Genomic DNA, 22,758 nt, shown 5'->3' with positions numbered 1-22,758 from the left:
GGCCCGAGTGCGCCGGAGGCGCGGAGGGCGAGGGACAAGGCGTTCCGGAAGCCGCCTTCGGACCCCCGCCCGGAGCCTTGTCATCGCCCGGTCACGCCGTGTATAACGTTGTAAAACTTGAGCCCAGCGGCTCGGCACACGACTCTCGAGGTGACGGCTCCGCATCCGCACCCGCCTACCGGGTCGGGCCGCTCACGAAGGGATAGCCGTGCGGGTCAGCCTCAAGGACGTCGCCGCGCACGCGGGGGTCTCCATCAAGACCGTCTCGAACGTGGTGAACAACTACCAGCACGTCACACCTGCCATGCGCGAGCGGGTCCAGCGCTCCATCGACGCGCTCGGCTACCAGCCCAACCTCGCCGCACGGCACCTGCGCAAGGGCCGTACGGGCATCATCGCGCTCGCGCTGCCCGAGCTCGGCAACCCGTACTTCGCCGAGCTGACCGCCTCCGTCATCGACGCGGCCTCCCAGCACGACTACATCGTGCTGCTCGACCACACCGGAGGCTCGCGCGACCAGGAGCTGCTGGTGAGCCAGGGCTTCCGGGCCCGCGTCATCGACGGCCTGATCCTCAGCCCCATCGAGCTGCGGACCGAGGACCTGCGCGACCGCGAACAGGACGTACCCCTGGTGCTGCTCGGCGAGCGGGACTACGACCTGCCGTACGACCACATCGCCATCGACAACGTCGCCGCCGCGCGTGACGCCGTGCGGCACCTGATCGAACTGGGGCGCGGGGAGGTGGCGTTCATCGGCGCCCGCCGCGACCGCAGCGAGCCCGCGCAGCTCCGTGTCCGCGGCTGGCGCGAGGAGCTGACGGCGGCGGGGCTCCCGGCGGACGAGGGTCTGGTCGCGGCGGTCGACGGCTGGGGGCACGCCGACGGCGCGCGGGCGATGCGGCACATCCTCGACAGCGGCCGGCGGCCGGACGCGGTGTTCGCCTACAACGACCCGATGGCGATCGGCGCGATGAGGGTGCTGCACGAGCGGGGACTGCGGGTCCCCGAGGACGTCGCGGTGGTCGGCTTCGACGACGTGATCGAGGGCCGCTTCGGCGCGGTGACCCTCACGTCGATCTCCCCCGACAAGGCCGCGATCGGCCGCCTCGCGGTGGAGTCGGTCCTGGCCCGCCTGGGTGACAGCGCCCCGGAGCCCCGCCGTATCTGGGCCGACTACCAACTGGTGGAACGGGAGAGCACGTTGGGGCGTCCGGCTTCTCCCCCGGCCTCCTGACACGGCCGTCGTGCGCCCGGCCCGGCGCGGGGGGTCGTACGTCGCTCGGCCCCCGCGCCGGTCACGGAACCGGTCGGCTCACGTGATCGAGCTCTGACCGTCGCTGCACGAGTTCCAGTTGATCTGCTTCTTGGCCACGCTCGTCACCGAGCAGACCTGCCAGAAGAGGGAGCCGTACTCCTCGAAGCTCTTGTTGAGGTGGGTCCACCCCCTGGCCTTGCCGAGCGTGTCGTACGCGACGCCCTGACGCGAGCCGAAGTCGTCGCTGTACGACCACACCATGGCCACCGGCAGGTTGTCGGCGCTCAGGTCACGGACCCAGAACCACTCGCCATAGGGCTGGAAGCAGGCCTCGCCGCCGGCGAAGTCGTCACACTCGTAGGGGTGCTGTCCGAACGTGCTGTCGTCGGCGTCGGCCGTGGCCTGCCAGCCGTCCGCGGCGGAGGCGGGCGAGGCCGCCACCCCCAGCACCAGGGCCGCACCGGTCAGCACACTCGCGACAACTCGACTCGCCCGCATACGTCTTGTCCCTTCGTCTCACGGATGACCTCTGCGCGGCGCCTGAGCGGTCCACCGTCCGGCGCCGGCGGTGCCGATGCTGCGGGCGGGGGCGACCGGAGAACAAGGACGTCGCGGTGTCCCGGACGGCGCGAGGCTGTCCGGGCCGGTCACGGCGGTGTCCCGGACAGCTGTCCGACCATGGGCCGGGGGTCTTCGCACCAGGCCATGGCACGCGCTTACCGACATGCACGCCCCCACGCGCCCCTCAACTCCTGCGGCCGCGCCCGCGCGCACCTCCCCTCCCCACCTTGTGCGCGAGGGGTTTACAGCCCTCTTCCAACGATGTAAAACCTCCTTGGCGGCGCACCGGACGCCGTTGTGCACAGGGGGAGCAGCACCACCATGCGCGTCCTTCAGGCTCCCCAGTTCCCTTTCAGCGTCACCCGGATCGGGGTCACCATGCAGCGCACCACTCACCGTTCCCTTCTCCTCGCCCGTCCCGTGCTCGTGGCCTTGGCCGCCGCCGTGGCCCTCACCGCGACGTCCTGCGCCAAGTCGGAGGACGACGCGGCGGACGGCAAGAAGTCCACGGCCGCCGCCGACGCCGGCCAGAAGGTGGCCGAGCCGAAGCCGGGCAGCAAGACCTGCACCATCGACGCCTACGGCGGCAAGAAGATCGACCTGAAGGACGCCACGGTCGGCTTCTCCCAGTCGGAGAAGGAGGCCAACCCCTTCCGTATCGCCGAGACGCAGTCCATCAAGGACGAGGCCGCCAGGAGAGGCGTCAAGCTGCTGACGGCCAACGCGCAGTCGCAGTTCTCCAAGCAGATCAGCGACGTTCAGGACCTGCTCGCCAAGGGCGCCGACCTGCTGGTGATCGCCCCGTTGAACTCCGACGGCTGGGACCCGGTCCTCCAGGCCGCCGCGGCCAAGAAAGTCCCGATCGTCACCATCGACCGGAAGATCAACGCCACGGCCTGCAAGGACTACGTGTCCTTCATCGCCTCGGACTTCGTGGAGCAGGGCCGCCGCGCCGCGGACCAGATGATCGAGGCGACCGGCGGCAAGGGCGAGGTCGCCATCCTGCTGGGCTCCGCGGGCAACAACGTCACCACCGAGCGCACGAAGGGCTTCAAGGAGAGGGTCGCCGAGAAGGCCCCCGGCCTGAAGGTGGTCTTCGAGCAGACCGGTGACTTCACCCGCGAGAAGGGCCAGCAGGTCACCGAGCAGCTCATCCAGTCGAAGCCCGGCATCAAGGGCATCTACGCGGAGAACGACGAGATGGGCCTGGGCGCGGTCGCCGCGCTGAAGGGCGCGGGCAAGAAGGCCGGCGACGTCAAGATCGTCACGGTGGACGGCACCCGCAACGCCGTCCAGGGCGTCGTGGACGGCTGGATCAGCGGTGTCATCGAGTCCAACCCGCGGTTCGGCCCGCTGGCGTTCCAGACGCTGGACGACTTCACCCAGGGCAAGGAAGTCGCGCAGGACATCATCATCCAGGACGGCGCCTACGACGACGGCAACGCCGAGCAGGACCTCGGCAAGGCCTACTGATCCCGTCACGTCACGGGGGTCCGCGCCACGCCGGGCCCCCTGTCCGTCCGTCACCCATTCCCATCCTGGAGGCACAGGTGGCTCCCCCCGCCGAAGTCCTCGCCGTCCGCGGACTGAGCAAGACGTTCCCCGGCGTCCGGGCCCTGGACGACGTGGACCTGACCCTGCACGCCGGTGAGGTCCACGCCCTGATCGGCGAGAACGGCGCCGGCAAGTCGACGCTCATCAAGCTCCTCACCGGGGTGTACCGGCCCGACGCCGGTGACATCGTTTTCGAGGGCCGTCCGGTCTCCTTCGCCACCCCGCTGGAGGCGCAGAAGGCCGGCATCTCGACGATCTACCAAGAGGTCAACCTCATCCCGCTGCTCAGCGTGGCCCGCAACCTGTTCCTGGGCCGCGAGCCGCGGAACCGTTTCGGGCTGCTGGACTTCGCCCGTATGCACCGCGAGGCCGAGGAGACGCTGCGCGGCTACGGCGTCCGCGTCGACGTACGGCGGCCGCTGCGCAGCCTCGGTGTGGGCGCGCAGCAGATGGTCGCGCTGGCCCGGGCCGTGGCGAGCGAGGCGCGGATCGTCATCATGGACGAGCCTACGTCGTCGCTCGAACCGCGGGAGGTCGAGACGCTGTTCTCGGTCATCCGCCGGCTGCGCGACGAGGGCATCGCCGTCGTCTACGTCAGCCACCGCCTGGACGAGCTGTACGCCGTGTGCGACACGGTGACCGTGCTGCGCGACGGCCGCCGCGTCCACCACGGCAAGCTGGCCGACCTGGACCGGCTGTCCCTGGTGTCCACCATGCTGGGCCGGGAGCTGGGCGAGGTGCGGTCGGAGGGACTGACGAAGTTCACCGGCGAGCACCACGCCACGGACACCCGGCCGGTGCTGGAGGCCACGGACCTGACGGTCCCGCACCAGCTGCACGGCGTGTCGGTCAGCATCCGGCCCGGCGAGGTGGTCGGGCTCGGCGGGCTGCTCGGGTCCGGACGCACCGAGACGGCGAAGGCCATCTCCGGGGCGCTGCCCACAAGTTCGGGTCGCGTGGTCGTGGCCGGGGCGCCGCTGCGCGGGGGGTCCACGCCGGCCGCCATCCGCGCGGGCGTGAGTCTGCTGCCGGAGGACCGCAAGAGCGAGGGGATCGTGCCCGGCCTTTCGGTCCGGGAGAACATCTCCCTCGCCGTCCTCCCCCGTCTCTCCCGCTTCGGGCTGGTGTCCGAGGCGCGCGTCGACTCCATCGTGGACACGTTCATCGAGCGGCTGCGCATCAAGGCGTCCTCGCCGCAGCAGAAGGTCGGCGAACTGTCCGGCGGCAACCAGCAGAAGGTGCTGCTCGCCCGCTGGCTGGCGATGAACCCGAAGGTGCTGCTGCTCGACGAGCCCACCCGGGGCATCGACGTCGGCGCCAAGGCCGAGGTGCAGAAGCTCGTGGACGAACTGGCCGCGGACGGGCTGGGCGTCCTGCTCATCTCCTCCGACCTGGAGGAACTGATCGAAGGGTCCGACCGCGTGGTCGTACTGAAGGACGGTGCCGTCGTCGGCGAACTGACCGGCGACGAGGTCACCGAGGACAAGCTGATGCGGACCATCGCCGGGGACGCCCCGGCACGGGGCGCGGTCGGGGAGGAGGCGGCCACCGATGGCTGAAGCCGCTCTGAAGACCGTCCCGCTGGACAAGGCGCGCGCCCTGCAGTGGCTGCAGAGGTACGGCGTGTACGCCGGTGTGGCGCTGCTGCTCGCCGTCAACATCGTCATCACCCCGCACTTCCTGTCCGCGGAGAACTTCCGCACCCAGGCCGTGCAGGTGGCGCCCGTCATCATCGTCGCGCTGGGCATGGCCCTGGTCATCGGCACCGAGGGCGTCGACCTGTCGGTGGGCGCCGTGATGGCGCTGGCGGCCTCGGTGACCGCCCTCTACCTGGGGTACGGACTGGTGCCTGCGCTGCTCGTGGTGGCGCTGTTCGCCGCCGGCGTGGGCCTCGCCAACGGGGCGCTGGTGGCGCTGGTCGGGGTGCAGCCCATCGTGGCGACCCTCGCCCTCATGGTGGGCGGGCGGGGTCTGGCCCTGGTGCTGCTGCCGCAGCTCGAGGACCTGCGCAACCCGCAGCTCGCGTCGCTCGGTTCGGGTGACGTCCTGGGCATCCCGTACCTGATCCTGATCGCGGCCGTGCTGGCACTCCTCGTGGCGTTCACGGTGCGGCGCACCACCTTCGGACGGCAGCTCCTCGCCATCGGCGACAGCCGTCCCGCCGCGCAGCTCGCCGGCCTGCCGGTGCGGCGCGTGCTGATCGTGGTGTACGTGGTGTCCGCACTGCTCGCCGCCGTGGCGGGCGTGCTCGCCACGGCACGGCTTCAGGCCAGCGACCCGACGTCGCTGGGCAACCTGATGGAGCTGTCCGCCATCACCGCCGTCGTGGTCGGCGGCACGCCGCTCACCGGCGGCCGGGTCAACATCGCCGGGACGGTGGCGGGCGCGGTCCTCATCCAGCTGCTCACCGCCACCCTGATCAAGCACGATCTGCCGCCGTCGTGGACGCAGATCGCGCAGGCCGTAGTGATCGTGGCCGCGGTCTACGCGGCGCGGGGACGGGGGAAGCGATGACCGTCACGAAGACGCAGGCGCCGGTGGGCGTGGACGAGGGCAAGCGGGCGGCGGGCGCGGAGCCTGTCGGGCCTGCGCGCTCGGAGCGGCTGAGCGCCCTGGTGCAGCAGCACGGCGCGCTGGCCGTGCTCGTCATCGTCTCGCTGGTGGCGACGTTCAGCTTCGACTCGTTCGCGACCGGCGACAACGTCAGCAACATGGCGACGAGTTCGGCGTTCCTCGCGATCGTCGCGCTCGGCATGACGTTCGTGATCATCACCGGCGGCATCGACCTGTCGGTGGGCTCGCTGTTCGCTCTCGGCGGGGTGCTGGCGGCCTGGGGCTCCCGGCACGGGACGCTGGTGGCGCTGCTGCTGCCGCTGGCGGTGTGCGGGGCGGTCGGCGTGGTCAACGGGCTGCTGGTGGGCCGGTCGCGGCTGGCGCCGTTCATCGTCACCCTGGCGGCCATGCTGGGCGCCCGGGGTCTGATGCTGGCGATCACCGACGAGGGCGCGAACACCTACCTCATCGGCAAGGGCTCCTTCCTCGCCGAGCTGGGGCAGGGCACCACGCTCGGCCTGGGCAACCCCGTATGGATCATGCTGGCGCTCTTTGTCGCCGGGGCGGTCGTGCTGCGCCGCACCCGGTTCGGCCAGCACGTGTACGCGGTCGGCGGGAACGAGGACGCGGCGGCGCTGATGGGCGCCCCCGTGGCCCGCACCAAGATCCTCGTCTACACGCTGTCCGGGGTGCTGGCCGGCCTGGCCGGTGCGCTGAACGCCGCGTGGCTCGCCTCCGGGGTGACCATCCTCGGCAACGGCATGGAACTGGAGGCGATCTCCGCCGTGGTCATCGGCGGCACCTTGCTCACCGGCGGGCTCGGCTATGTCAGCGGGTCGCTGGTCGGGGTGCTGCTGCTGAAGGTGATCCAGAACGTCATCAACCAGATCGGCTCCCTGGACTCCTCCTACCAGCAGGTCGTCAGCGGCGCCTTCCTGGCCGTGGTGGTCGTCGCCCAGACGTGGCTGGGGCGACGGCGGCAACTGATGTAGACCCCGGACGCGGCGGCGGGCCTCCTGGCTCCCGCTGCCGCGTCCGGTACGGCGGCCGGTCACGCTCCTCGCACAGCCGGCCGCCCTGGCACGCGCACGTCTCCCACCCCCACTTCCCGAGGAGTGACGATGCGTAGAACACCCGCACCCGTCCCCCGTGCCGCCCGCCCGAGACGGCGGTGGACGGCGACCGTCCTGGCGGTGCTGGCCCTGCTGGCCGGCACCGCCCTCACCGTTCCCGGGGCCGCGACCGCGGCGCCGGCGGCGTGGACGCCGAAGCCCGCGCCGATGACCACGCCGTGGACAAACCAGGTCCCGGTCGACAACCCGCTGCCCGAGTATCCGCGCCCGCAGCTCACCCGCCCCGACTGGGCGAACCTCAACGGCATCTGGGACTTCGCCGTGACCTCGGCGAACGCCGGCCGTCCCGCCGCCTTCCCGGAGCAGATCCGGGTGCCGTTCGTCGCCGAGTCGGCGCTCTCCGGCATCCAGCGCCGCATCACCCAGAACGACAAGCTCTGGTACAAGCGCACCTTCACCGTCCCGTCCGGCTGGGACGGCCGGCGCGTCCAGCTCCACTTCGGCGCGAGCGACTGGCGCACCACCGTCTGGGTCAACGACCGGCAGGCGGGCGCCGTCCACGACGGCGGCTACGACTCCTTCTCCTACGACATCACCGACCTGCTGAACCGGGGCGGCGTCAACACGGTCGTCGTCTCCGTGTGGGACCCCACCCAGACGGGCAGCCAGGCGGTCGGCAAGCAGCGGCTGAACGACGTCCAGCCCCATCCGGGCGGCGGCATCTTCTACACGGCCGCCTCCGGTATCTGGCAGACGGTGTGGCTGGAGCCCACGTCGGCGGCCCACATCACCCGGCTCGACATGGTGCCCGACCTGACGAACAACCGGCTCAAGGTGACCGTGCGGGGCGCCGGGACGAGCGGGCATCAGGCCCGCGTGACCGTTTCCGCCGGCGGCGCCACGGTCGGCACGGCGACCGGCCCGGCCGGCACGGAGTTCACCGTCCCGGTGCCGAACGCCCGCCGGTGGACGCCCGACGACCCGTTCCTCTACGACGTGCGCGCCGACCTGCTGTCCGGCGCCACGCCGGTCGACTCCGTGGGCAGCTACACCGGCATGCGCACGGTCGGTCTCGCCCGGGTCGACGGTGTGCTGCGGCCCGTGCTGAACGGGCAGTTCGTGTTCCAGACCGGCACCCTGGACCAGGGCTACTGGCCCGACGGCATCTACACCGCGCCGACCGACGCCGCCCTGCGGTTCGACCTGCAGAAGCACAAGGACCTGGGCTTCAACATGGTGCGCAAGCACATCAAGGTGGAGCCGCAGCGCTGGTTCTACTGGGCCGACCGGCTCGGTCTGCTGGTGTGGCAGGACATGCCGTCCATGGAGCGCACGCCCGACGCGGCGGGGCGCGCCCAGTGGGAGGCCGAGTACCGGCGGATCATCGACCAGCACCGCAGCTCCCCCTCGCTGATCATGTGGGTGAACCAGAACGAGGGCTGGGGCCAGTACGACCAGGCGCGCATCGCGAACGAGGTGAAGGCGTACGACCCGTCGCGGCTGGTGGACAACATGAGCGGGGTGAACTGCTGCGGCGCCGTCGACGGCGGCAACGGCGACGTCGTCGACCACCACGTCTACGTAGGCCCGGGCACCACGGTGCCGGACGCCGGCCGGGCCGCGGTGCTCGGCGAGTACGGCGGTCTCGGCTTCAAGGTGGCCGGCCACGAGTGGTACCCGGGCGGCGGCTTCAGCTACGAGGACCAGCCGTCCCTCGCCCACCTCGACAACCGGCTCGTCGGGCTCCTGGACGGCATCCGCGAGGTGCGTCTCCCGCGGGGCCTGTCCGCGGCCGTCTACACGGAGATCACCGACGTGGAGAACGAGGCGAACGGACTGCTCACCTACGACCGCCAGGTGGTCAAGGTCGACCAGGCGCGGGTCCGGGCGGCCAACCGGGCGCTGATCGACGCCTCCCGCTCGCCGGCGGCCCCGGTGACGCTGCCCGCCGGACAGTTCCGTTCCCTGCGCGTCACCACCCCCGGCTACACGGACCGGTACATCCGGCACAAGGACGGCGCCGCGTTCACCGAGGTGGTGAACGGCGGCAGCGCGGCGCTGCTGAAGGCCGACGCCACCTGGCGGATCGTCCCCGGCCTGGCGGACGCCTCCTGCTACTCGTTCGAGTCGCGCAACTACCCGGGCGAGTATCTGCGGCACCGCAACTCCCGTGTGTACAAGGAGGGCGGCAGCGGCGACCTGTTCCGCGCGGACGCCACCTTCTGCCCGGTGCGGGGCGCGAACGGCGGCGTGAGGCTGTCCGCGTACAACTTCCCCGGGCAGTACCTGCGGCACTACGACGCCGAGTTGTGGCTGGCGATCCCCGGTGGCACACGAGCCTACGACTCCCCCGCCCTGTTCGCCGAGGACACCACGTGGGCGGTGGAGGCGCCCTGGACACCCTGAGCCGTAGGTGACGGGACCGCGAGAGGGGGCGGACGCCGTGGCGTCCGCCCCCTCGTCGTACCGGGTGTTACGGCTTCTGCGCCTCGTGGAGGGCGGTCACCTCCTCGGCGGTCAGCGCCTTGTCGTAGGCGTGGACCTCGTCGACGGAGCCGTTCCAGAAGTCGGTGTCGTCACCGTTCCACTTGGCGCGGCCGACCGCGAGGGGCCCGGAGCCGACGTAGTTGGGACCGCTCTTGACGGTCGCCGCCTTCACGCCGTCGACGTACAGGGTGATCTCGCCGGTGGCGCCGTCCCGCACGCCGACCAGGTGGTACCAGCGGCCCAGTTCGGGCCGGGTCTCCAGGCGCGCCCGCTGTCCGTCGGGCGTGCTGAAGGCGAACGCGCCCTGCCCGTACTGGAGGTAGAACGGGCTCGCCTGGCGCCGGCCGTCCTGGCTGACCGCGGTGGCGTAGTTGCCGGGCAGCGCGTCGAGGGTGACCCAGGCGGAGACGGTGTAGCTGCCGGTGGTGTCGAGGACCGGTCCGTCCGTCTGGGCGAACTGGGCCTGCCCGTCGAACTTCAGCGCGCTGCCGCTGACTCCGGTGGTCCAGGTGGCGCCCCCGGTGAGGGTCAGGGCCTTGCCGTTCGGGCCGCTGTCCTCGGCGGTGGTGCCGGCGCCCTCGTCGAGGGACCATCGGCCGCCGCCCTTCAACTGCTCGCGCTGACCGGCGGACGCGCCGGCCGCGAGCACCTCGAGGTTGATCTCCCGCACCGCCTTCGGGTCGACCTTGATCTCCCTGCGGTCGTACGTGTACAGGCCGTTGAGCTCGTTCTCCAGGTCGGTGATCTGCGTGTACACGGAGCCGGACAGCTCCGCGGCGGCCTGGTCGAGATAGAACTTCTCGGTGTTCTCCACGTACTTGCGGGTCAGCGCCTCCTTGCTGTCCACGCCGCTGTAGATGACGGTGGGCGGGCCGGGCCACATGTGCCCCGGGGTGCGGAGGGTGAAGCCGCCGTGCTCGCCGTCCATCGCCGCGCGGTGGTCCGGGAAGGGCGGGTCCTCGTTGTTGTAGTCGTGGTGGTCGATGATGTCGCCCGTGCCGGAGTCGCCCTTGCTGTTGCAGCAGTTGACGCCGCTGTGGGCGTTGACGACGCGGGACGGGTCGGCGGCCTTGACGGCCTCGGTGAGCTTGCCGGTCTCCGCCCGGTCCCACTCGCCCCAGCCCTCGTTGAAGACGATCCAGCCGATGACGGAGGGCGAGCTGTGGTGCTGGCGCATCATCTCCCGGCCCTGCTCGACGAACGCCTGCCGGCCGCTCGCGCTGGTGAGGTTGCCGGAGACGAAGTCCTGCCAGACCAGCAGGCCCAGCCGGTCCGCGTGGTAGAACCAGCGCGGCGACTCCACCTTGATGTGCTTGCGGACCGCGTTGAAGCCGAGCTGCTTGTGCGCCTTCAGGTCGAACGCCAGGGCGTCGTCGCTGGGCGCGGTGTAGAGCCCGTCGGGCCAGAAGCCCTGGTCCAGGGTGGCGAGGGAGAAGACGGGCTTCCCGTTGAGGACGAGCTTCTTGTAGCCGCCCACGTCCTCGATGCCGATCTTCCGCATGCCGAAGTAGCTGTCGACCGTGTCGGTGGACCGGCCGTCGTTCAGCGTGACGTCGAGGTCGTAGAGGTAGGGGTCGTCCGGGCTCCACAGGCGCTGGTTGGCCACAGGGAGCTTCAGCTGCTTGTTGGCGGGGCCGGTCACCTTGCCGACGACCTTGCCGCGGTGGTCGCGGGCCACGGCCTCGACACGTGCCCTGGCGGACGCGCCGGCGGACTCGACCGTCACGGCGAGGGTCCTGGTGTCGATGTCCGGCGTCGTGACGACGTTGTCAATGGACGTCTCGGCGACGGGCTCCATCCACACGGTCTGCCAGATGCCGGAGGACTGGGTGTACCAGATGCCGCCCGGGCTGGTGGACTGCTTGCCCACGGGCTGGTCGGGGCCGCCGGTGTCGGTGACCGCGACGACGATCTCCTGAGGCCCCTTGCTCTTCAGCGCGTCGGTGATGTCGGCGCTGAACGCGTTGTAGCCGCCGGTGTGTTCCGCGACCTTCCTGCCGTTGACCCAGACGCGGGCCTCGTAGTCGACGGCGCCGAAGTTCAGCTTGAGCCGGTTCTTGCCGCTCTTGCCGACCTTCCAGTTCTTCGGCACGTCCACGAGCTTGCGGTAGAACATGTGGTCCTCGTGCCGCTCGATCCCGGAGAGCAGTGACTCCGCCGGGAACGGCACGATGATCTTCTCGTTCAGGTCCTTGCCGAAGACGGGCTGCTCCCCCGCCTTCGCGCCGCTGAACTGCCAGGGGCCGTTGAGGTTCTTCCACTGCGTGCGGACCTGCTGGGGGCGCGGGTACTCGGGCAGCGGGTTGTTCTTGTCCACCTTGTCGCCCCACGGGGTGGTGAGGCGGTGGACGGAGGCGTTCCCGGCGTAGCGGGCGATGTGGGGCACGGCCTCGCCGCCGGCGGTGAGGCCGCCCTCGCCGTCGTAGACGACACGGACCGTCTGGGCCTTCTGGACCGCCTCGGCGAGGGTGACCTGGAGGGCGTTCCGGTCCCCGGGGGAGGTCCTCACCGACCTGATCGGCAGGGCAGTGGTGTCGGCCTCGACCTTGAGGTGCTCGGCCACGCGCCCGAGGCCGCCCACCGGGCCGTCGAAGCGGGCGCGGAGGGTGCGGCCGTCGCGGCCGACGGTCAGCTCGACCGGGTAGACCTCGAAGTCGGCGGGCGGGGTGAACGCCGTCATCGGCACGAGCTGCTTGGGAAGCGTCGGCGTGGACCAGCGCAGGTACATGTTGGATCCGCCGAAGTCCTGGAACATCTCCAGGCGGAAGTCGTACGTCCTGCCCGCGGTGAGCTTCACCGGGGTGCTGGTCTGCTCCCGGTCCCAGTCGGGCTCCCAGTGGTCGAGGACCGGCTCACCGTCGATGTAGAGACGGAAGCCGTTGTCGCCGATCGCGTAGAAGGTGTAGTCGTCGGTCGCCGGGACCTCGATCTGGCCCGTCCAGCGGGCGGTGGTGTGTTCCGTCCGCCCGGTCAGCTCCTCGAACGTGCTGGTGAGGCCGGCGAAGTTGATCTGCGGCTCGAGCTGGGTCCCGCCGAGTTCGGCGAAGTCCCGGGCGCCCGGTGCGGACATGCGGAAGTACTCGCCCTTCAGCCCGTGCACCGTGACGTCGGCGTCCGCGGCCCGGGCGGCGGAGGCGTCGACGGCCGCGGCCGGTGCGGCGGCCGTCGCGGCGGGCGCCAGGGCGCCCGTGGACAGGGTGAGCGCCGTCACGGTCAGCACGGCCCACCATCTGGATCTCGGGCGGGTGAGTTGTCTGGTCATCGAACCTTTCCTCGCGCTGGGTGCATGGGGCCACGGCGGAACGAGAGCACGGCCGTCAACTCCGCCGAATGTTCTTCCAACGTTGGAAATCCGTTGTGCAGCGGAATGACAACACGCGACGGGACGGCTGTCCAGGCTTTGCGCAGAGGTGACTGTGCGTCAACGACGGCTCGGTGGACGGACGGTGGCCGCCCCGGGGAAGAGGCGGCCACCGTCCGGGTCAGTCGACGGCGCCGGCGAACGGGCCGTCCGCCGCGAAGGCGTGGGCGGCGAACCGCTTCCCGATGAGCCGGTGGGCGGCCGCGTCCGGGTGCAGCCCGTCGGGCAGCGGGAGCTCGGCGTGGTCCTGCTCGCCGTACAGGGCGCGCCCGTCGAGGTAGGACAGGTTCGGGTCCTCCTTCGCGCGCGCCGCCACGATCTGCTCCAGCTCCTCGCGTACGGCGTTCAGCGTCAGCTTGCCCTCGGCGCGCTCCTCCGGGTCGCCGGAGGCGGTGAACGCCAGCTTCCCCTCGGCGAGCCGGCTGAAGTCGAAGGCCGTGGGGCCGGGCGTGTCCTCGTGCATGGGGCACAGGATCGGTGAGACGACCAGCAGCGGGGTGTCGGGGTGGCCGTCGCGGATGGTGTCGAGGAAGCCGTGCACGGCGGGGCCGAGCGCGCGCAGCCGCATCAGGTCGGTGTTGACGAGGTTGATGCCGATCTTGAGGCTGATCAGGTCGGCCGGCGTGTCGCGTATGGTGCGGGCGACGAACGGGTCCAGCAGGGCGCTGCCGCCGAAGCCGAGGTTCACCAGGTCCACGTCGCCCGCGGCCGCGGCGAGCGCGGGCCAGACGGTGGTCGGGCTCGCGGCGTCGGAGCCGTGGCTGATGGAGCTGCCGTGGTGCAGCCAGATGCGGCGGCCGGAGGCGGGCGCGGGCTCGACCGGGGCGTCGGTGCGCAGCGCGACGAGTGCGGTGATCTCGTTGTACGGCAGCCAGATCTCCACGGTCTTGCGGGTGCCGGGCAGCCCTTCGAAGCGGACGGCGCCGACGGGTCCGGAGCTCATCTCGGCCTGGCCGGTCGACATGTCGATGGTGACGGTGTTGCCGCCGGTCGCGGACGCCTGCCCGGCGGGCCGCCCGTCGACGAGCAGGTCGTACAGGCCCTCGGGGCGAGGCGGGGCGCCGACGTAAACGCGCTTGGTGGGGACGGTCTCCAGCTCGACGACGGTGGCGCGGGTGCGGAAGACCAGGCGGACGCCGGAGGGCTGGGACTCGGCCATGGCGAGCTGCCCGTCGGAGCACTGGGCGCGCGCCCACGCGGGCAGGCGGTGCGGCAGCAGTCCGTCGGGGGTCTCCTCCAGTTCGAGGGCGCCGCGTACGAGGTCGGGGGTGATGGGGGTGGTGACGAGCGCGGAAGGCATGTCGAAGTCCGTCTTTCGAGGGTGGGTGGACGTGAGGCCGGGGGGCGCGAGGTCAGGGCGCGGGCGGCCAGCTGCGCAGGAGGGCGTCCAGCGCGTCGAGGACGCGGGACCATGTCTCGTCCGTGTCCGGGGCGCTGTGGCTGAAGCCGCCGCCCATCTCGATGCTGACGTAGCCGTGGAAGACACTGCCGAGCAGGCGGACGGCGTGGGTCTGGTCCGGTTCGTCGAGCTCGTAGCCGCGCAGGAGGGCGCGGGTCATCTTCGCGTGCCGTACTCCGGCGCTGGCCGCGGCGGTCTCGGGGTCGAGCCGGAACTGCGCGGCCGCGTACCGGCCGGGGTGCTCGCGCGCGTAGTCGCGGTAGACGTTCGCCAGGGCGACGAGGGCGTCCTTCCCCGCCCGTCCGGCCAGCGCGTCGGCGGCGCGGTCGGCGAGTTCCTCCAGGGCCAGGAGGGCGATGCGGGTCTTGAGGTCGTGCGAGTTCCTCACATGGGAGTAGAGGCTCGCCACCTTGACGTCGAAGCGCCGGGCGAGCTCCGAGACGGTCACCTGGTCGAAGCCCACCTCGTCGGCGAGGGTCGCGCCTGCCTGGGTCAGGCGCTCGGCGGTGAGTCCTGCTCGCGGTGCCATCGTCGTCCTTTCGTTCAGCTACAGCGAGTATGCCTGAGCCTAAAGTCTTTAGGCAAACAGCAAAAGGGCGAAGCCGCTCACATGGCGAGTGCGGGCCGTCGGTGTCTGTTCGCGCAGTCCCCCGCGCCCCCTTCGGGCGTCCCAGCCGTCGGCGTTTCGGCCACCCGGTGCCGCTTGACCGGGCCCGGCGTTCAAGGACTCGTACCCCGGCCGCCGCTCGCCGCACGGAAAGGACGGCGTCCGAAACACGTGTGTTCGATACCGGCGCCCCTCTCGTTGAACCTCGTGCCGTCGCCTCACCCCTCTGACCAGCAGGGAGAAGCCGTGACCCCACCGACCGGCCGTGCCGTCCCGCCCCCGCCTCCCGCCGAGATCACCTTCTCCGGCCACCAGTCCGTGAACCCGCTCGGCCAGGCCGGCTTCCGTGCCCTGTGCTCACAGCTCCCCTCGGTGCTGCGGCGGATCTGCGTCATGGCGTGGCGCATCGACCGCCGCGCCGTGCTGCTGCTCCTCACCTGCCAGCTGGTGACCGGCGTGTCGGCGGCGGCCCTGCTCACCGCGACAGCACGCGCCATGGGCCCGCTGCTGGGGTCCGGCGCGGTCGGCGACCGGCTGCGCGACGCCCTGCCCGCGCTGGTCGTCGTCGCGGCGGCGAGCGCCCTCGCCCGCGCGTCGGTCGCGCTGGCCTCCTACGCCGAGCGGCGCATCACCCCGCGGCTGACCACGGAGACCGACTGCGCGCTGGTCGAGGCCGTGTGCCGCGTCGAGGCGGAGGCGTACGCCGTGGACGGTTTCGCCGACCGTCAGGAGGCCGCGGAGATGGGCGTGATGCGCACGCACGTGATGGTGATGGACGCCCAGCGCTTCATGGCCGCGCTCATCAGGATGGTCACCGCCTGCGGCGTCCTTTCGGTCCTCAACCCGCTGATGCTGCCGCTGCTCCTGCTGGCCGTCGCCCCGGCGGGCGCGGGCGCCGTCCTCACCGCACGCGTCGACTACGAGATCCACTACGCGAACATCGCCGACCGCGCCGTGCGCGGCATGACGCGCTGGTGGGCGACCACGCCGAAGTACGCCGACGAGGTCCGCGCCAACGGCATGACGGAGTACCTCCTGTACTGGTACCACGCCCTGTCCGAGCGGGTGGACAGGAGGTCGCTGTCGGCGGCCCCGCGGACCCTGCGGATCGCTCTGCTGTCGTCCCTCGCCGGCGGCGCGTTCCTGGTGCTGACCTGGGTGGCGCTCGCGTGGCTCACGGCCTCCGGGCGCATCGCCCCGAGCGTCGCCGCCACGGCCGTGATCGCCGTGCAGACCACCCTGGCCGCGCTGTCCCAGGTGGTGATGAACGGTGCGGCGGTGTTCCACACCAGCCTGTACCTCAGTGACATGCAGGCGTTCCTCGACGACGCCGCCGCGCGCGCTCCCCGGCGAGGGCCGGCGCAGGTCGCGTCGCCGGTGGAGGAGATCCGCCTCGAGGAGGTCGCCTACCGCTATCCGGGCAAGGAGAAGCCGGCCGTGGACGGCGTGTCGCTCACGCTGCGGCGCGGGGAGATTCTCGCCGTGGTCGGCGTGAACGGGTCGGGGAAGAGCACCCTGACCCGTCTGGTCACCGGCATCCACCTCGCGGACAAGGGCCGCGTCACCTGGGACGGCGTCGACCTCGCCGAAGCCGACCCGGCCTCGGTGTGGCGGTGCACGGGCCTGGTGCCGCAGATCTTCGCCCAGTGGCCGCTGCGCGTGCGGGAGAACGTGACGCTCGGGCAGCCGCGCAGCACGGGCGACGACGAGGTGTGGGAGGCGGTCGACGCGGTCGGGATGCGGGACGCCGTGGAGGGCCTGCCCGCCGGTCTCGACACGCTGCTCGCACGGGAGATCTTCGGCGGGGCGGAGCTGTCCGGCGGCCAGTGGCAGCGACTGGCCTGCTCCCGCGCGCTGTACCGGCGGCCGCCCCTGCTGATCCTCGACGAGCCGACCTCGCAGATGGACCCGCGCGGCGAGCACGGCATCTTCGAACGGATCAAGGCGATCGCGGGCGATCGCATCACCATCGTGGTCACCCACCGGCTGGAGAACACGAAGATCGCCGACCACATCGTCGTCCTGGAGCAGGGCCGCATCACCGAGCACGGCACGTTCGACGACCTGGTGCACGCGGGAGGCACCTTCGCCGATCTGCTGCGGCTGTCGCAGGACCGCTGAGCCCGGCCCCTCCCCCGTCAGGTGTCGCCCGCGTCCGTAGCCGGCGCCTCCTCGCGCAGGACCGGGGCGCTGCGGACGAGGCGTAGGGACGTGGTCAGGAGGAGGCCGCCGACCACGTTGCCGAGGACGGCCCAGCCGAGCCAGGCCAGCCAGTCGGCGTAACCGTAGGGGGTGTCGGCGGCGTGCAGGCCCGCGAAGGCGATGAGGGAGTCGAGGACCGAATGCCACAGGCCGAGTCCGGCCAGGACGAACGCGGCGGACACCGATGCGGCGATCTTCCCGGTCATGGACTCGGTGCCGTGGTGCATCCGCGTCATGAGGGTGATGACGCCGCCGCCCAGGACGGTGAGGCAGAACGTGCCCAGGGTGTACCCGCCGTCGACGAACCGCGCGCCCGCCTCGGCCGCCGTGGAGTGCAGCTCCGGGAAGGCCCGCATCACGATCCACATGAACACCCATCCGCCGACGAGGTTCATCACCAGGACCGTCACCCACAGGCGCAGCAGGTCGAGCCAGGTGGCGGCCCCGGCGATCACGGTGCTGACGGGTACGAGGAAGCCCTCGGTGAACAGTTCGCTGTGACCGAGCAGCAGGGCGATCAGCCCCACGGAGAAGGCCACTCCGGCCAGGAGGTCGCTGCCGGTCTCGTGCTTGACGAACAGCAGCGTCATGACGCCGACGCTCACGTCGATGCCGCCCAGCAGGGCGGTGGCCACCAGTGACGCCCAGGTGCGGTGCAGACGCGGCCGGCCTTCCACGACGATCCGTTCCGCCGCCTCGGCGACGCGCCGCTCCCCCGGGCCTCGCATGATCTGGTCGTCAGGCTCCATGGCAGCGCTCCGCGGCCGGGTCCCGGCGCGGGGAGTCGGCGAGGACATACGATGCGACCATGATCCACCCTTCGGATGATCTTCCGCGCCGGGCGATACTCAGCGGTTCGGAGTTCGAGGAGCGCATCGGCTACGCCCGTGCCGTGGTCGACGGCGACCGGGTGCACGTGTCCGGGACCACGGGCTTCGACTACACGACCATGACGATCTCCGACGACGTCGTGGAGCAGGCCGAGCAGTGCCTGCGCAACATCGGCTCCGCGCTGGCGGAGGCCGGCTGCACGTTCGCCGATGTGGTCCGGGTGCGCTACCTGCTGCCGTACCGGGCGGACTTCGAGCCCTGCTGGCCCGTGCTGCGCCGGTGCTTCGGGGAGGTGCGGCCAGCCGCGACGATGATGGTCTGCGGTCTCGCCGATCCCCGGATGAGGATCGAGATCGAGGTGGACGCCCGGCGGCCGGCCACCGCCGGCCGGCCCGCCTCTTCCGTCAGCCCTCCGTCGGAGTGAGCAGCACGAAGTCCGCCTTGAAGGGGTCGAGACACAGGGCCATCCGGCCGACGCCCTCGGCGTCCACCGGGCCCATCTGCACCGTGCCGCCGTTCCCGTTCACCTGGGCCACGGCCGCGTCGCAGTCGGGGACCGCGAAGACCGGGTGCCAGTAGGGCCGCCCGCCGGCCAGGGACAGGGCGTCCTCGCCGACCTCCAGCAGCCCGCCGTGCATCCGCTCCTCGGGCTGGCCCGCGGGAGTGATCAGGGTGTACGTGCCCTCGCCGCCCGGCATCGGCATGTCGCTGAACCGCCAGCCGAACACGTCGCCGTAGAACTGCCGCGCCCCGGCCGCGTCGCTGGTGTACAGCTCGGTCCAGCACAGGGAGCCGGGCGCGTCGACCAGGTCGACGCCCTTGCTCTCGCCGGGCTGCCACACGGCGAACTGACCGCCCAGCGGGTCGCTGTACTGGGCCATCCGGCCCCACTGCTCGATGTCCATGGGCGCCACGCGCACGGTGCCGCCGCCCGCCTCGACGGCCCGGGTGGCGGCGTCCGCGTCGGCGACCGTGTAGTAGATCATCCAGGCCGGGCGTGCGCCCTCCTCGGTGAGCTTGCCGAGGCCGGCGACCATCTTGCCGTCCTTGCGGAACATGCCGCCCTCGACCTCCTCGGCCATCGGCTCGTAGTCCCAGCCGAGGACCGCGCCGTAGAAGGACGCGGCGGCCGGGACGTCGGGGACCCCGACGTCGAGCATGCAGGGCGAGCCGGGGACGAAATCAGTGGTGATCACCGCGAGGTCCTTTCGGAGACTCCGTTCGGACTCAGCGTGCCACCGGGCAGCCCGGCGCGCCCCTCGGCTTCGCCGTCCGGGGGTTTCGGACGGCCGAGCGCCTCGTCCGCGGGCCACGCCTCCCGCTGCGCCGTGCGCGTGGTGAACGGCAGGACCAGCCGCGAGGGGTGCGCCGTGCCCTGGCCGGTCATCTCGGTGCGCTCGGTGAACGGCTCGGTGCTCCGGCTGAGGATCTCCACCTTGTGCCCGTCAGCGGCGCCTGGTGGAAGCCGTCGCCTGGTGTGCGGCGTCGCGGCGGCGGTGGCCGCGAGGCTCACCGCCGCCGGCATGATCGGCATCCGCGCCCGGGGCGGCTCCGCCGAGGCGGACTCCCCCGAACGCGGCGCCGTCCGGCCGGGCCTGCCGCACTGCGGCCCGCGGCGCGGTAGGTCCTGACAGGGGTGCGGCCGGGTTCCCGTGTCCCCGGCCACACCCGTGTTTCTCACCCGGTCGGCGTCAGCTCAGCGGCTCGATGCGGATGTTGCGGTACCGCACCGCGTTGCCGTGGTCCTGGAGCCGGATCGCCGCGGCTGCGGGTCCCTCGGGCGCGCCGCCGCCCGTGGGGCTGTCCACCGCCACGTCGTCGTGGACCTTCTTGCCGTTCCACACCACCGTGATCCGCGCGTCGGACGTCTTGTCGCCCTCGGCGTCGTAGCGCGCGGCACGGAACACGATGTCGTACGACTGCCAGGTCTCCGGCGGCCGGGCGGCGTTCACGTCGGGCGCCTTCTTCTGGTAGATCGCGCCCGCCTCGTCGGTGGCGAGGGTCGTGTCGCCGTAGGAGTCCAGGATCTGCACCTCGTAGCGGTCCTGGAGGTAGACGCCGCTGTTGGCGCGGTCCTGGCCGGTGACGTCCGGGGGCAGCTTCGGCAGCCAGTACTCGACGTGCAGGCGGAAGTCGTCGTAGCTGTCCTTGGTGCGGATGTCACCGCAGCAGACCTCCGCCGCCCCACCGTCCACGGGCCACTGCACGGGGCGTCCGTCGGTGTGCTGCCAGCGGTCGAGGTTCCGGCCGTCGAACAGGGCGACCGGGGCGCCGTGCCGGTCGACGGTGAGCAGGTCGAGGTTGACGTGCCCGGTGTCGCCCTCGTCGACCCGGTAGGCGACGGTGTTGTGCCCGGCGCGCAGCCGTACCGTCTCCCGCTGGGTGGACCAGGTGTCCCAGTCGCCGGTGGTCCGCAGCTCGGTCTGCCCGATCTTGCGTCCGTTGACGTGGAGGGAGAGGGACTTGGTGCCCTGGAAGGGGTTCGGGCCGTTGGAGTAGCGCAGGCCCACGTCGTACGAGCCGGCCCGGTCCACCGTGACGTCGAAGGTGGTGGTGGCGCCCTGGGTGCCGTACCGGTCGACGAAGCCGCTGCCCGAGTAGCCGCGGTGGTCGGTGTTGATGCCGGCCGCCCCGGTGAGGGTGGCCTCCTCCGCCTCGTACACCGGGCCGGGTGCCGGTTCTGCGCCCGGAAGGGCGTTGAGGGTGTACCAGGCCTCGGTGCTCCACAGGGTCTCGCCGGACGCGGAGCTGAACGGGCGCGGGGAGCGGACGTGCACCACGCGGCCGGGCTTGAGGCCGTCGATGGCCAGGGTGACCTTCTTGCGGTCGGCGGACAGCTTCGCGGAGGTCACCTCGAGGGTCTCCTCGGCGATCTTGGGGCCGCCGTAGTCACGGGTCGGGGTGTAGCGCCACTGCTGGGCCTCGTAGTGGCTCACCAGGTCCTCGGCGGTCTCCTGCGACAGGGGCTGGGTGTACTCCAGCTCGAAGCCGCCCTTGCGCACCCGCATGGCCTGGATGTCGAAGGTGTTGCCGCCGTTGGGCGTCAGCTTCTGCAGGCCGAACTTGAGCTTCCCCTCCTGGCCCCAGTTGCCGTCGGCGCCGAGGCCGCCCACGTAGATCGCGCCGTCGGGGCCCATGCTGATGCGGTTCACGCCCGCCTCGAGGCCCTGGGTGAAGCGGAACACCGCGCCCTGGTACTGGCCCTTGACCTTCTCCAGGTACGCGCGCTGGAGCCCGCCGTAGGTGACGTCGCCGAACAGCATCTGCCCCTTGAAGCGTCCCTTGGTCAGATAGAGGGGCGTGCTGGGCGAGTTGGCGATCTCGTTCTGCGGCAGCCACAGCACCGGCTGGGTCACCGGTTCCTTGTCGAAGGGGCCCGCGGGGTTGGTGTAGTGGTTGAAGAAGCGGTCCTGCTTGACGTGGACCAGCTTGGACGCGGGCAGCCAGCCGCCCTGGTTGTCGGTGACGAACATGCCGCCGCCGGGTCCGAAGCCGATGCCGTTGGGCGTGCGCAGCCCGCCGGCCAGGTAACTGACCTTCCCCGTCTTCTTGTTGACCTTGATGGTGACGCCACGGCCGGGTGCGGGCTGCGGGTCGGTGGTGGCGCCGCCGTAGTCGATGGCGACGGACAGGTTGAGGTAGAAGTAGCCCTTGTCGTACAGGAGCCCGAAGGCGAACTCGTGGAAGTTGCCGCCGTACGGCCAGGTGGCGACGGTGCGGGAGCGGTCGAGGGAGCCGTCGCCGTCGCTGTCGCGCAGCTCGGTCAGCTCGTGCTTCTGCGAGACGTAGACAGCGTTGTCAACGACCTTCAGTCCCATGGGCTCCTTGAGCCCGCCCGCGATCTTCGTGGCCGTGACCTTGTCCGGGCCGGTGTTCCCGGTGGCGTGGTCGAGGGCGTAGATCTCGCCAGCCGTGTTGTCGGTGCCGCCCCAGGTGCTCACCAGCAGCCGGCCGTCGGGGAGCCAGTCCATGCCCGTGACCTGCGGTTCGAAGCCCTCGGGACGCAGGTCGGTGAGCGTGTGGTCGGGGCGTACGGCGTTCAGCGGCAGGCCGTCGCCGGGCGAGTCGGTGATGCCCTCGCACTCCTTGCGGCCCGGCGCGGTCACCCGCACCACGCCGGCGTCGGTGCTCAGCGCCTCGTTCGGCACGGTCGTGAAACCCTCGGCGCCGGGCGGCTGCCAGGCCAGGGTGAGCTGCTCGCCGCCGCCGCGCTCGAAGTGGTCGATGCGCAGCGCGTGCATGCCCTCGGTGAGCTCGACGGCGCCGTCCTTGGGTTCGGCGCCGTGCAGCCCGTCGTGGTCGATCACCACCTGGTCGTCGATCAGCAGCCGTGAACCGTCGTCGCTGGTGAGCCGGAAGGTGTACGAACCGGCGGCCGGGACATGGATGTTGCCGGTGACCTGGCTGACGAAGTTGTCGGCGAACCCGCCGAAGTCGGCGGTCGAGGTGAAGTCGACGACCGGCGCCAGCCGGTCGACGTTGGGGGTCTGGCCGGGCTTGAGGGTGCAGATCTTCTCGAGCGGGACCTGTACGTCGAACACGCGGAGCGTGACGCCCGGTTCCTGGGGCGGTACGTCGGCCTGGAGGGCGGCGCCCGGACGGGCCGAGGCCGGCGGCGACCCCCATACGCCGCCGGCCAGGAAGGCGCCGACGAGCAGGCCGGTGAGTGATCTTCGGACATGCCGGTACAGCCGTACGTCCATGCTGCTGCCTCCTGCTGGGTCGACCGGAGGGCCGGACAACTCCGGTGCGGAATACGCGTTTTCCCGAGTACGCCAACGGTTGCGCCGACACGCTAGGAGACTTCTGCTCAGCTCGTCCATACTTTGTACTCGACGAGTTCAAAGTTCGTCGCCGGGACAACGAAAAGACGGG

16 protein-coding genes are annotated in these 22,758 nt (G+C 71.3%); 8 read left to right on the top strand and 8 right to left on the bottom strand.

Translation table 11 applies throughout. The features are described from left to right. The first annotated feature begins 208 nt into the window (after positions 1 to 208). Complete coding sequence (locus ELQ39_RS30915) at positions 209 to 1,234, top strand: LacI family DNA-binding transcriptional regulator (RefSeq protein WP_225625409.1); 1,026 nt, start codon at positions 209 to 211, stop codon at positions 1,232 to 1,234. Positions 1,235 to 1,312: 78 nt separating this feature from the next. On the opposite strand, the gene ELQ39_RS30910 is transcribed toward ELQ39_RS30915, so the two are convergent. Beyond that, positions 1,313 to 1,753, bottom strand: coding sequence for a hypothetical protein (locus ELQ39_RS30910; protein WP_225625410.1), 441 nt, complete (start codon positions 1,751 to 1,753; stop codon positions 1,313 to 1,315). A 441-nt stretch (positions 1,754 to 2,194) separates the two neighbouring features. Between ELQ39_RS30910 and ELQ39_RS30905 the strand changes: the two genes are divergently transcribed. The 5 genes from ELQ39_RS30905 (at position 2,195) to ELQ39_RS30885 (ending at position 9,402) form a co-directional block, all read left to right on the top strand. Further along, positions 2,195 to 3,289, top strand: a complete 1,095-nt coding sequence (locus tag ELQ39_RS30905; protein WP_225625411.1) for an ABC transporter substrate-binding protein — start codon at positions 2,195 to 2,197, stop codon at positions 3,287 to 3,289. A gap of 77 nt (positions 3,290 to 3,366) precedes the next feature. After that, positions 3,367 to 4,929: a sugar ABC transporter ATP-binding protein gene (locus ELQ39_RS30900; protein WP_242595197.1), complete on the top strand. Its 1,563-nt coding sequence runs from the start codon at positions 3,367 to 3,369 to the stop codon at positions 4,927 to 4,929. After that, positions 4,922 to 5,884 (top strand): ABC transporter permease, encoded by a 963-nt coding sequence (locus ELQ39_RS30895; RefSeq protein ID WP_242595196.1) that lies wholly within the window; start codon positions 4,922 to 4,924, stop codon positions 5,882 to 5,884. Before ELQ39_RS30900 ends, ELQ39_RS30895 begins: the two co-directional genes overlap by 8 nt. Further along, complete coding sequence (locus ELQ39_RS30890) at positions 5,881 to 6,915, top strand: ABC transporter permease (protein ID WP_242595195.1); 1,035 nt, start codon at positions 5,881 to 5,883, stop codon at positions 6,913 to 6,915. The genes ELQ39_RS30895 and ELQ39_RS30890 overlap by 4 nt, the downstream gene beginning before the upstream one ends. A gap of 129 nt (positions 6,916 to 7,044) precedes the next feature. Beyond that, a complete protein-coding gene (locus tag ELQ39_RS30885; protein WP_242595194.1) occupies positions 7,045 to 9,402 on the top strand; it encodes an AbfB domain-containing protein in 2,358 nt (785 codons plus the stop codon). 67 nt (positions 9,403 to 9,469) lie between these two features. Here ELQ39_RS30885 and ELQ39_RS30880 read toward each other — a convergent pair whose 3' ends face one another. The 3 genes from ELQ39_RS30880 to ELQ39_RS30870 all read right to left on the bottom strand — a co-directional run bounded on the left by ELQ39_RS30880 (position 9,470) and on the right by ELQ39_RS30870 (position 14,772). Further along, positions 9,470 to 12,745 carry a LamG-like jellyroll fold domain-containing protein gene (locus tag ELQ39_RS30880; RefSeq protein WP_242595193.1) on the bottom strand — a complete coding sequence of 1,092 codons (3,276 nt, stop codon included), beginning with the start codon at positions 12,743 to 12,745 and terminating at the stop codon, positions 9,470 to 9,472. A gap of 220 nt (positions 12,746 to 12,965) precedes the next feature. Further along, a complete protein-coding gene (locus ELQ39_RS30875; RefSeq protein ID WP_242595192.1) occupies positions 12,966 to 14,144 on the bottom strand; it encodes a GDSL-type esterase/lipase family protein in 1,179 nt (392 codons plus the stop codon). A 52-nt stretch (positions 14,145 to 14,196) separates the two neighbouring features. Continuing rightward, positions 14,197 to 14,772 carry a TetR/AcrR family transcriptional regulator gene (locus tag ELQ39_RS30870; RefSeq protein ID WP_242595191.1) on the bottom strand — a complete coding sequence of 192 codons (576 nt, stop codon included), beginning with the start codon at positions 14,770 to 14,772 and terminating at the stop codon, positions 14,197 to 14,199. A gap of 324 nt (positions 14,773 to 15,096) precedes the next feature. On the opposite strand from ELQ39_RS30870, the gene ELQ39_RS30865 reads away from it, so the two are divergent. Further along, entirely contained in the window at positions 15,097 to 16,971 is a 1,875-nt protein-coding gene (locus ELQ39_RS30865; protein WP_242595190.1) for an ABC transporter ATP-binding protein, read from the top strand. 17 nt (positions 16,972 to 16,988) lie between these two features. Here the strand turns inward: ELQ39_RS30865 and ELQ39_RS30860 are convergent, their stop codons facing one another. Further along, positions 16,989 to 17,801, bottom strand: coding sequence for a formate/nitrite transporter family protein (locus ELQ39_RS30860; protein WP_242595189.1), 813 nt, complete (start codon positions 17,799 to 17,801; stop codon positions 16,989 to 16,991). Positions 17,802 to 17,860: 59 nt separating this feature from the next. Here ELQ39_RS30860 and ELQ39_RS30855 point away from each other — a divergent pair, with 59 nt between their 5' ends. Beyond that, positions 17,861 to 18,307 carry a RidA family protein gene (locus ELQ39_RS30855; protein ID WP_242595188.1) on the top strand — a complete coding sequence of 149 codons (447 nt, stop codon included), beginning with the start codon at positions 17,861 to 17,863 and terminating at the stop codon, positions 18,305 to 18,307. Here ELQ39_RS30855 and ELQ39_RS30850 read toward each other — a convergent pair. From ELQ39_RS30850 to ELQ39_RS30840, 3 genes are all read right to left on the bottom strand, one after another. Then, the gene (locus ELQ39_RS30850; RefSeq protein ID WP_190003258.1) at positions 18,288 to 19,079 is read right to left on the bottom strand and encodes a VOC family protein; all 792 of its coding nucleotides are present in this window, start codon (positions 19,077 to 19,079) and stop codon (positions 18,288 to 18,290) included. The genes ELQ39_RS30855 and ELQ39_RS30850 overlap by 20 nt on opposite strands. Continuing rightward, positions 19,076 to 19,408, bottom strand: a complete 333-nt coding sequence (locus ELQ39_RS30845; protein WP_242595187.1) for a hypothetical protein — start codon at positions 19,406 to 19,408, stop codon at positions 19,076 to 19,078. Before ELQ39_RS30845 ends, ELQ39_RS30850 begins: the two co-directional genes overlap by 4 nt. Before the next feature lie 166 nt (positions 19,409 to 19,574). Beyond that, positions 19,575 to 22,586 carry a family 16 glycoside hydrolase gene (locus tag ELQ39_RS30840; protein WP_242595186.1) on the bottom strand — a complete coding sequence of 1,004 codons (3,012 nt, stop codon included), beginning with the start codon at positions 22,584 to 22,586 and terminating at the stop codon, positions 19,575 to 19,577. Positions 22,587 to 22,758 lie beyond the last annotated feature (172 nt).

Source organism: Streptomyces sp. GB4-14 (genome assembly GCF_022696125.1).
Taxonomy (GTDB): Bacteria; Actinomycetota; Actinomycetes; order Streptomycetales; family Streptomycetaceae; genus Streptomyces; species Streptomyces werraensis.
The sequence above is the reverse complement of the archived record's forward strand: the minus strand, read 5'-3'. Positions and strand labels throughout refer to the sequence as shown.

Excerpts from the sequence above, each read along its gene's own strand:
- ELQ39_RS30910 (WP_225625410.1), bottom strand. The coding sequence starts at position 1,753 with ATGCGGGCGAGTCGAGTTGTCGCGAGTGTGCTGACCGGTGCGGCCCTG.
- ELQ39_RS30905 (WP_225625411.1), top strand. The coding sequence starts at position 2,195 with ATGCAGCGCACCACTCACCGTTCCCTTCTCCTCGCCCGTCCCGTGCTC.
- ELQ39_RS30895 (WP_242595196.1), top strand. The coding sequence starts at position 4,922 with ATGGCTGAAGCCGCTCTGAAGACCGTCCCGCTGGACAAGGCGCGCGCC.
- ELQ39_RS30890 (WP_242595195.1), top strand. The coding sequence starts at position 5,881 with ATGACCGTCACGAAGACGCAGGCGCCGGTGGGCGTGGACGAGGGCAAG.
- ELQ39_RS30885 (WP_242595194.1), top strand. The coding sequence starts at position 7,045 with ATGCGTAGAACACCCGCACCCGTCCCCCGTGCCGCCCGCCCGAGACGG.
- ELQ39_RS30880 (WP_242595193.1), bottom strand. The coding sequence starts at position 12,745 with ATGACCAGACAACTCACCCGCCCGAGATCCAGATGGTGGGCCGTGCTG.
- ELQ39_RS30875 (WP_242595192.1), bottom strand. The coding sequence starts at position 14,144 with ATGCCTTCCGCGCTCGTCACCACCCCCATCACCCCCGACCTCGTACGC.
- ELQ39_RS30870 (WP_242595191.1), bottom strand. The coding sequence starts at position 14,772 with ATGGCACCGCGAGCAGGACTCACCGCCGAGCGCCTGACCCAGGCAGGC.
- ELQ39_RS30860 (WP_242595189.1), bottom strand. The coding sequence starts at position 17,801 with ATGGAGCCTGACGACCAGATCATGCGAGGCCCGGGGGAGCGGCGCGTC.
- ELQ39_RS30855 (WP_242595188.1), top strand. The coding sequence starts at position 17,861 with ATGATCCACCCTTCGGATGATCTTCCGCGCCGGGCGATACTCAGCGGT.
- ELQ39_RS30845 (WP_242595187.1), bottom strand. The coding sequence starts at position 19,408 with ATGCCGGCGGCGGTGAGCCTCGCGGCCACCGCCGCCGCGACGCCGCAC.
- ELQ39_RS30840 (WP_242595186.1), bottom strand. The coding sequence starts at position 22,586 with ATGGACGTACGGCTGTACCGGCATGTCCGAAGATCACTCACCGGCCTG.